Below are 8,067 nucleotides of genomic sequence, written 5' to 3'. Positions count from 1 at the left end.
TTGCCAAGGTCGGGGTCGCGAGTTCGAGTCTCGTTTCCCGCTCCAGATATAGATCCACAGGCTTGCCTGTAGGTCATTGAAAAAAGGGCCTTAGGGCCCTTTTTTCGTTTCGGCGGGTTCCATCGGCCCGGCATCGGCCAGCATCTTCTAGTCCATTCTTTAGTGCATCAGTGCTGGGCGGCGGCTACAGATCGTCTATCCCTTGATCCGCGCAATAGAGCATTGAGCATGGTGCGCTGCCATTCGGCAGTCGAAGGCCACCGGCAAGGTCCATATAGCCTTGGTCATCGATGGCCTTTCCCTGGCTGTTTCGCCCGAGGATGGCAAGAGCCGGCATTTCCCCTATCGCTGGAAGGACAAGCAAAAGGCGCTTGGTCGGGCAGCTATCCTGAAGTCGCTCTCAAAGAGGCTCGCAGCCAATGCGTCGTGTCCGCGAATTGATCGCATGCGCTCGGCTCTTGCGAGCAACGAACACAGGAGTGCCGGGAAGCCCGGTGTGTGGAAGGGGCGCCTTCTCGAAGATACATCTACCGAGTCATCGGAATGCCCTGTCGCATCGACGACCCGGCATTGGGTCGGTTCCCGCGATTTGACCCGTTCATGCGGTCGATGAGTTACGTGCAGAGCGAGCCCCCTTATCTCTAAGTATTCAACTTAGGCGGAGCCGACGGGGAGGCTCTCATTCCGGAAGCTGGTGGGCATCGGCGTCGCCTCCGCAGTGTGGGCCGGGTTCGGTTCGCTTCGGCCGACCGGTTCTGCTGGGTTAGTTGTACTCCAGGATGTAGGTCAAAATGGAGTCAGCTTTACCCGCGGTGATTTTTCCGCCAGTGGCGACATAGCGAGCCGATCCCACAAAGCGGTACATCTCCGTCCCAGCACCGCTGGCCAGCCAGTCCAGGGGCAGGGCCTTGGCTTGGGTGAATGGCAATGCCGCTCCTTTACTGGACATCAACGAAATGCCGACTCCTTGGGCTACACCGGCTTCTCCTCTGCCTGTGAGGTTCAACAGGCCATCCTGGATCGAGTTTCCTTCAAAGTAGACCTTCACAGGAGGTTTGATGCTCGGATTGAGCCCTTCGCATACAACATCCAGTGAAAAGCCATGATCTGGCGCAGCCCCTCTTTTGATGTCATAGGCCGTTGGGCGCCCCATGTTGACATCAATGGTCGACTTTTGTGTGCTGCACGTGGTGAAGAAAGCGTTATGTTCAAGCGTTGCGCGAAGGTTATATCCCTCTATGGTGAATTCAGCCCTGGATGGATTTGTGTAGTTGGTATCGATGAAAAAATTGGTTGAGTAGTTAAAAGGGGAGATGTCTCCCTTTCCTACCCCCATTGCGGTTCGGATGAAATCAACTACGAGAACAGTGGGCATATAGCGCATGGTGCCGATGTTGCCCGTGGGGTAGGTGGCGGGAGCTGCTGTCGGTTCGGTCCAGTTATAGCGTGCTCGGTGTCCAATTCTGATACCGACCCCTGGCACTCCAGACTCATAGAGGCCATTTCCATCTATTGGAATGAGGGTCGTTTTGGGAGCTGTAAAACCGAATTGTCCGGGCTTTCCGTCACTTCCGCACCACGCCCAGCCACCTAGAGTTTCTCCTGAGCCGACTTGCACGGTCATTGTTCCCATCGATTTACCGATCGGTGCGTGCTTCAAGGTGAAAACGGATTGGAGGCTCTGTATCGGCAGGGGGGTCTTGGTAGGTAGTTCAGGCTTGCCGCAATAGGCCACCGAGGAGAGCGACCAAAGGCATCCAGCGGTCGATATACCAATGCAGAAGAGTAGCTTGACGTGTGCGGGGGCTGGCTTTTTCACGGGAACCCTTGAACTCGTGGGATGATTTGCTCACGCTGATTATTCCATCCCTGGTCTTTCAACTGAGACAGGACCGGTCCGGGGGGCTTGTATGAAATTTCTTAACTTTCTGATTGGAAGTAATGCTGGAATCTGATCCTCTCAACCAGCCATAACACTTGAGGTTGCGCAGGTCTCTGGCGGGAATGCTTGCCAGGCGTAGTGCCTCGCATCCTGTCGGCGGATTCATCGCAAGGCGGTCTTCCTGCGATGCTATGGGGCAGGAGCTGCGGCCGCAGGATGAAGCGTTCGTGGAGCGGCTTCGGGAAAAGCCGTGGCGCGGAAGGCTGGGAAAGGAACTCATGGGAAGGGCCACGCAATGGCTGCCTGGCGTTCCTCGACTGTGCCTGCCTGTCCTGTCTCGAAGACTAGTCCTTAATTCACTCCATCGATCCGAGGTGAGTGCAAGGCTCTCCTTTGGAGTCAGTATCATGGAGGCTCGTTTCCCGCTCCAGGATATCGATATGCAGATTTCACCAAGTTCTGCAGAACCTCGAAAAGGATCGAGAGGCCCTTTTTTCGTATCAGCGTAAAAACACCGGCAGCCGCTCGTTTCCGCCACGGCTGTCTGGGAAAAATACCCGTTCACCTGCTAACATGGCGACATCGGTGCCGATGTGTCCGCAGGCTCTGGGGCGCGGATGCCATGCCCTCTATCCGGCCGGAGAACTTTGCCATCGAAGACTCGACATGCTGACAAGGTCGTTGCTGTCCGCGGTCTTTTGCCTGTTGCCGATCATCCTGCAGCCGCTGCCCGTCGCGGCCGAATCCATCCTGCTCGATGGTCGTATGACGACAACGACGCGCCCCTGGCTCGACAAACGAGCCAGGCAGTGGCTGGATGCCCGGGAGCCGCTGACGATAGGCGTGGTTTCTCCCGACTATCCGCCGCTATCCATCTTCTATGCAGGTTCCTACAAGGGCTTCACGGCCGATTACCTGGCCCTGGTGTTCGAGCGGCCGTTGCGCGTCAGGGACTTTCCGTCGCGGCAGGCGGCAATCGCTGCGTTGTCGCGGGGAGAGATCGATCTGCTCGGTGTCGGTAGCGAGGTCGAGGCCCGGCAACACGGATTGCTGGCATCCGCTGCGTATCTTTCCGACCGGCCGGTACTGGTGTCTTCCAGCGGCGCCCCGTTCGATTCGCAGGCGGAGTCCTGGCTGGCCACGGTCAAGGGTTATCTTCCCGCCGAACGTATCAAGGCCGCCTATCCGCACAGCAAGGTCATCTGGTTCGACTCGCCGCAGCTTGCCCTGGAAGCGCTGAGCATGGGGGACGTCGATGGCGTGCTGGGTGACGCCGTCTCTGCGCACTATCTCATCCAGACCCATTACCTGCTGAACTTGCGTATCGAGAACTTCGCGCCCATCGACAGCCAGGGTTTCCGTTTCCTGCTCCGGCCGGGGGATGAGCCTCTGCTCGCGGTCCTCGATCGAGCCCTGCCGCGTATCAATGGGCGCTACGGCGACGAACTGTTGCGCAGTTGGAGCGCCGGGCGGCGCCTGCGTTTCGACGAGCCCAGGGTGACGCTTGCGCCGGCGGAACAGCGTTGGCTCTCCACGCATCCGGTCGTGCCGGTGGTGATCAACCATTCCCTTGGCGCGCTCGGGCAACTGGATAGCGAGGGGCGGCTGAGCGGTATCGGGCGTGACTATCTGGACCTGATCGGCAAGCGCAGCGGCCTGCAGTTTTCCTTCAGCGGAGCCCGAAACTTCGTCGAGGCGAAACGTCGACTGGATGTGGGCGAGGCGTTGGTTACGCCGACCATGCCCTCGACGGAGCGTCTCGATTCCGGCCTCGAGGTCCTGACTCCCTACCTGCGTAGCACCACGGTGCTGATGAGCGCCAGCCGGGGCGGCCGGGGCGAACGGCTGGAGCGTGTCCATGGCCTCGCGGATCTCGACGGCAAGCGATTGGCCACGACGGTTGGCTATTTCCTCAACGACACCATTCGGCGCGATCACCCTGAGATCAAGCTCCAGGTCTATCCGACCTTTCTCGCCGCGATGCAAAGCGTCGATGCCGGACAGAGCGAGGCTTCTATCAGCAGCGATTATACCGGTCGCTATCTGTCCGCCCAGCATTTCGACAACCGGATCCAGGTCGTCGGTATCCTCGATGATCTCTCCATTCCGATCAGCATCGGTGTGGCGAGGAACCAGCCCGAGCTGCAGGGCATCCTGGAGAAGGCGCAGCTGGCGATCGCTCCGGAAGAAGTGGCGGAAATCCTCCACCGCTGGGAGCCTCGCTTCGCCAAGGGAGGGACGGACTTCTGGCGCGATCACCGGAGCAAGATTCTGCAGATCGGCGGATTGTTCGGCGTACTGATTTCCATCTCTCTCATCTGGGGTTTCTACCTGATGCGCCAGGTGCGCAAGACCCGCCAGGCAGAAGAGCAAGCCGACGCTGCCAACCGTGCCAAGAGCGTGTTTCTTTCGACGATGAGTCACGAGATCCGCACGCCATTGAACGCGGTCATCGGCTTGCAGGAGCTGGTGCTGAAAAAGGGCGAGAAGGGCGTGTTGGATCTCGATTCGCTGAGCATCGCCCAGGAAGCTGCCCAGGGGTTGCTGCTTCTGCTGGGCAATATTCTCGATTTGTCGCGGATCGAATCCGGTCGGTTCGATTCCGCTCCCGAACCAGTGCTTCCTGGCGAGTTGATCAGAGGGATCCTGCCGCTGGTTGGCGGGCTGACGCGGCAGAAGAATCTTTCCCTGGCACTGGAACTCGACGGGGATCTCGAGCAGTGGGTGCTGGTGGATCCCCTGCATTTCAAGCAGGTGTTGTTCAACTTGCTGGGCAACGCCATCAAGTTCACCGAGCGCGGTGGGGTAACGGTGCGGGCGGTGGGGCGGCGCGAGGCGGAGAGGCTTCATTTGCTGCTCGAGGTAAGCGACACCGGCCTCGGTATTTCGGAGGAGGACCAGGCCAGGCTGTTCCGGCCATTCTCGCAGGTCGGCTCGCCTGCGCTTGGCCAGGCGTCCGGCAGCGGCCTGGGGTTGTACATCAGCCGACGCCTGGTACACCTGATGGGCGGCCAGATCAGCCTGCGCAGCGAGCTGGGCAACGGCTCCTGCTTCTCGGTCGAGTTCGATCTTCCGCTGACCGAACCTCCGCCCAGCGAGTCCGCCGAAGCGCGTTCCGGAGTTACCGAGGTCGAGGAGCGGAAAGAGGCAAGGGCGCTCTCGATATTGCTTGCGGAAGACCATCCGTTCAATCGGCTGACCCTGACCATGCAATTGGAAAGCCTTGGGCACCGGGTGACCTCCACGGAAGATGGCGAGGAAGCATTCGAACGTTGGCAGGGCGAAGACTTCGACGTCGTGATTACCGACGGCATGATGCCGCGGATGGATGGCTACGAGCTGGCGCGACGGATCCGCTCGCAAGAAGCCCTTGGCGGTCGGCGTCGCTGCTTGGTGATAGCACTTACCGCCAGCGCCGAGAAGGATGCGCTGGAGCGTTGCCTGGCTGCCGGCATGGACCGGGTCCTGTTCAAGCCGACTACGCTCGATGAGCTCGCTCGGGCGCTGAACGGGGGAGAGCCGCTCATGCCTACGAGCGTCGATTCGCAATGAAAGTGCCCGACTGGTTGCCGTTTTGCGTGCCGCGAGCGGATGTATCGGGTAATCTCTCGCAGAAATGAACCAGCACTAGTGAAGCGAACGATGGGTTTTGAACAACTTGCCGAGCTGAGAGACCGTCTGCGCGCACAGGCGGCGCAGGCGAAACCGGCTCAAACCAAAAGCTCCGCGGGACGCGCGAAGAAACGTGAAGCCGTCGAGCCGGGAGTCGAGGCTATCTGGAGGCTGCAACGGCATTTCCCGCTGGCGTTTCCGAAAAGCCCCGCGGCCAAGGTTCCGCTCAAGCAGGGCATCCTCCAGGATGCGCAGCAGCACCTCGAGCTACTGGGAATCACCGCCGAACAACTGAAACAGGCCATCGCCACCTGGTGCCAGGGCAGCCGCTACTGGAGTTGCATGGTGGAAGATGCGCCGCGGCTGGATCTGCAAGGCCAGGTTGCCGGCAAGGTAACCGCCGAGCAGGCGGTGTATGCGCGGCGGCAGGCGTCTCGCCGGCAGCGCGAGCAGATGCGCGAGAAGCGCGCCAAGCGTGCCCAGGCAGGTAGCGAAGCGCCGGCCGCCACGGAGGCGCCGACGCCTGAAGCGCCCGCAACCGAAGCGAGTCCCGAGGCGAACTGATCGCCGGGGCAGGGCGCGTCGGGTCCTGGCGCGCTCCTCGGTTGTCGGTCGCCGCGGGGCCCATTTCGCGGACGTCTGGGCCCGTTTCTCCCGGCTTGTGCTACGCAATAGCCTGATCTGCAAAGTTTTTTTCGTAGAGCGCTTGCCAAGCCCGGCGAATCCGTCCATAATTGCGTCCATTCCAGCGATGGGTGAGCTAAAAATCTTTTGAAATCAAAGGGTTATAAGTTCAAAATCGCACCAGGAAAGAGATTTCAGCGATATGCCAAACGCATGTCGCTTCGCTCAAAGGCTGAGTAGCAGAGTGGTTATGCACCGGATTGCAAATCCGTGAACGCCGGTTCGATTCCGACCTCAGCCTCCAACAGGAAAGCCCCGTAGCTCAGTGAGTTACGGGGCTTTTTTCTTTCCTGTCCGGTATTGCTGAAGCAAGTTCCTTGGGGTGTCCCCATAACGCTTTCATACTTTTACGGCCTCGCAACCGCCTCCCTCTCCCGATAAGCCGCTCCGTAATTACTACTTTCCCGGAGTGTCCGAGGAGTACCCCTGCACCTGTCACGTTTTCGGCCGTTGCCTGCAATTCAGCCCCGTGCGCGGCTTTTATCTGGACGCAAGATCCGGTCTGGGTCGGTCATCGGCTGGTCGTCATCGAACATGACCAGCCGAGCCGGTCTGTCCTGCCGCCTGCCTTCCGGGCCTCTATCGATCAACCGTTGTGGCGACCGCGAGCGGAAGGCGCTTGGCGGAGGGCCCGTTTCATCTTGCCTTGCGTTTCAAGGAAACCGGCAGGCCCCAGGTCAGGTCTTCCATGCCTGCTTCGCCGAGTATCTCGGTTTTCATCGGCTGGATCCGCGCGAGCACCTGGCGGCCCGTTTCATCAAGCCTTGGCTGCTCGCGATCGATGAACCTTTTCGTCAGCTCCATGGGCGCTGGCCTCATGAAGACCTGGAGATCCTGCAAGGTGCACTTGATGTTTTGCGTGTCCACGGCCTTGCAGGTCTTCCTGTCATAGCTCACGGCCGGGGTCTTCAAGTGGAACCGATCGCTGAGCAGGATCTGCCCAGGCTGAATGGTGAAGGACAGCGGGGCATAGGCGTCGGGTATCTGCGCTTGCAGCTTGATGGAGGGGACATCCTCGATCTTCGTGCCTTCGGCCCAACCGGCATCCGAGACCATTTCCCGCTGGCTGTATTGCTGCTCGGTCCAGCCCACGCATTGGCCGGAGGCCATGTGCACGGCGCTGCAGACATTCTGTGTGTAGGTTTTGTCTGCATAGGAGGCGTCGCGCCAGTAGTTCTCCTTCACGAACCGGCGATACAGCACGGCGGACAGGTTCACCGAACCAAGTGGGCTGGCAGCCGGCTGCCCCTTTGGCGCCTTGATCTGGGCAAGGGTGCTGTCGATCTTGTAGTCGATCCCTCCGGACAGCAGGTAGGTTCCCGGCGGGACGATGTTGACCTCGAGGAAGTCCCACAGATAGACGGCTTCCTTGATCTTCTCCAGGTCGTTGTTGGCAAAGGCCTGCATGTAGGCGATCCCAGGCACGTCCTTGTTCTTGAATATGACCCGATGCGAGTAGCTGGAGAGGTCCGTCACGCTCTTGTTGGGCATGAGCGCCGGTACCAGCACCACGGACATGCCTTCGCGGGTAGCCTCATCGATCATGTTCAGGAGCTGGTTGGTGGGATTCTGCTGGGAGCCGCCGAGTCCGGCGTTGCCTAGGGAGGCGCAGGCTGACAACAGGCTTGCCGGGAGCAGGATCGCGAAGGGGCTCAGACGCCGAGCGATGGTTTTCATGAGATATCCTTATCTATACGGGCCAATGACTTAAGGCGAGTGCGGGAAGAATCCTAATCTACTCCTTGCGGATTCCCAAGGAGCGTTCGTCCCGCGCGTAGGAAGGAGCGTTTGAGTCGAGCGCGTCACAGCCTGTTGCTGCAATCCTGGGTACTCACATGCGTTCGAATGCTGGCGAGCCAGTGCGTACTGCGTTGGTGATGGCTCGCTGC

The 8,067-nt window shown here is 59.8% G+C and carries 4 protein-coding genes and 1 tRNA gene; 3 read left to right on the top strand and 2 right to left on the bottom strand.

Annotated features, from left to right (window positions below):
* Positions 1-763: 763 nt before the first annotated feature.
* Positions 764-1,624 carry a fimbrial protein gene (locus LT948_RS26545; protein WP_231280958.1) on the bottom strand — a complete coding sequence of 287 codons (861 nt, stop codon included), beginning with the start codon at positions 1,622-1,624 and terminating at the stop codon, positions 764-766.
* Positions 1,625-2,455: 831 nt separating this feature from the next.
* Here LT948_RS26545 and LT948_RS26540 point away from each other — a divergent pair.
* The 3 genes from LT948_RS26540 (at position 2,456) to LT948_RS26530 (ending at position 6,422) form a co-directional block, all read left to right on the top strand.
* Positions 2,456-5,434 carry a response regulator gene (locus tag LT948_RS26540; RefSeq protein ID WP_033996149.1) on the top strand — a complete coding sequence of 993 codons (2,979 nt, stop codon included), beginning with the start codon at positions 2,456-2,458 and terminating at the stop codon, positions 5,432-5,434.
* Positions 5,435-5,524: 90 nt separating this feature from the next.
* Positions 5,525-6,058 (top strand): ProQ/FINO family protein, encoded by a 534-nt coding sequence (locus LT948_RS26535; RefSeq protein ID WP_003090076.1) that lies wholly within the window; start codon positions 5,525-5,527, stop codon positions 6,056-6,058.
* Positions 6,059-6,348: 290 nt separating this feature from the next.
* Positions 6,349-6,422: transfer RNA gene (locus tag LT948_RS26530), tRNA-Cys, on the top strand.
* A 392-nt stretch (positions 6,423-6,814) separates the two neighbouring features.
* On the opposite strand, the gene LT948_RS26525 is transcribed toward LT948_RS26530, so the two are convergent.
* The gene (locus LT948_RS26525) at positions 6,815-7,855 is read right to left on the bottom strand and encodes a hypothetical protein (RefSeq protein ID WP_003108795.1); all 1,041 of its coding nucleotides are present in this window, start codon (positions 7,853-7,855) and stop codon (positions 6,815-6,817) included.
* Positions 7,856-8,067: the final 212 nt, after the last annotated feature.

Source organism: Pseudomonas sp. CP-1 (genome assembly GCF_021213715.1).
GTDB classification, from domain to species: domain Bacteria; phylum Pseudomonadota; class Gammaproteobacteria; order Pseudomonadales; family Pseudomonadaceae; genus Pseudomonas; species Pseudomonas aeruginosa.
Note: the sequence above shows the minus strand (reverse complement) of the source record. Positions and strands in the feature narration are given on the sequence as shown.

Excerpts from the sequence above, each read along its gene's own strand:
- LT948_RS26545 (WP_231280958.1), bottom strand. The coding sequence starts at position 1,624 with ATGACCGTGCAAGTCGGCTCAGGAGAAACTCTAGGTGGCTGGGCGTGG.
- LT948_RS26540 (WP_033996149.1), top strand. The coding sequence starts at position 2,456 with ATGGCGACATCGGTGCCGATGTGTCCGCAGGCTCTGGGGCGCGGATGC.
- LT948_RS26535 (WP_003090076.1), top strand. The coding sequence starts at position 5,525 with ATGGGTTTTGAACAACTTGCCGAGCTGAGAGACCGTCTGCGCGCACAG.
- LT948_RS26525 (WP_003108795.1), bottom strand. The coding sequence starts at position 7,855 with ATGAAAACCATCGCTCGGCGTCTGAGCCCCTTCGCGATCCTGCTCCCG.